Source organism: Photorhabdus heterorhabditis, from assembly GCF_001280945.1.
Classification (GTDB): domain Bacteria; phylum Pseudomonadota; class Gammaproteobacteria; order Enterobacterales; family Enterobacteriaceae; genus Photorhabdus; species Photorhabdus heterorhabditis.
Window position 1 is genome coordinate 1 of the sequence record NZ_LJCS01000188.1, and the last position, 976, is coordinate 976.

General features: G+C 60.0%; 1 pseudogene. It reads right to left on the reverse strand.

What is annotated here, in order from left to right:
- Nucleotides 1-976, reverse strand: a pseudogene (locus AM629_RS21225) (S-layer family protein); the annotation flags it as partial.

Consider the following 976-nt stretch of genomic DNA (forward strand, 5'->3'; position numbering starts at 1 on the left):
GCGTGTTTAAGGTGTCCAGCGTCAGGTCATGGCCTGCCGTTATTTCGGTGTGACCGTCTTGACCGGCATTCCTGACGTCACTGGCGGTGAGCTGGACGTTATTGATGGCGCTCAGCGACAGGGTGCCGTTATCGTTCTGCACATAAATGCCTGCCGGACGGTCTAACCAGCGGTTAACGTTGTCCCCGCGTACCGTTGATGCACTGGTGATATCGCGGCCTTTCAGGGTCACCCGGTCATCCCCCTGAATCCGGCCGCCCCGATTGGTGAGCGCCTGTTGGGCCGCTAAATCGACTTTGCCGCCGCGAATAAAGCCGCTGTTGGTGAGATTATTGGCGGTCAGTTGGGTGACATCCCGCCCGCTCATCGTGCCGCTGTTAGTGATATCGCCCTGACTGTTGAGCGCCACGGTATTGCCGGCGAGGAGGGCGCCGTCACCGCGCAGGTCACCGGATTTCACCCGGGCGTACACCTGCGGCACTGTCACCACCTCGGTAGTGCCGTCCGGCAACGTGACCGTCTGGTTGGTCAGCCAGATAATATCCGAGGTCAGCAACGCCATCTGCGCCGGACTCAGCGCGACGCCGGGGGTGAGCTGCTGTTCCCTGCCGAAAGCCACCCCGGCATCCATCAGCGCTTTAAACTGGGCTTCATCGTTATTGTAGCCCGGCAGATAGCGCTGACCGGTCAGCTGGGTAATCTGCTCCCGCACCAGCCGCTGTTCGTAGAACCCGTCGCCTAACCGTTTGTGCACCAAAGCCGGGTCATGGGTGAGTTGCTGCTGCATGTAGTCTGACCCCAGCCAGGGTTTGTACTGGGTAAATTTCGGGTCGGTCTCCACCAGATAGCGGCTGTCACTGCCCGGCTGCACGGTATACAGGCTGTTATCCGGTAAGCGGGTATCGGGCGTCACCACGCGTATCACCGGGTCGACTGTTTGTCCTTTGACGGTTTCCGGCGGCAAACTCAGTTCAAA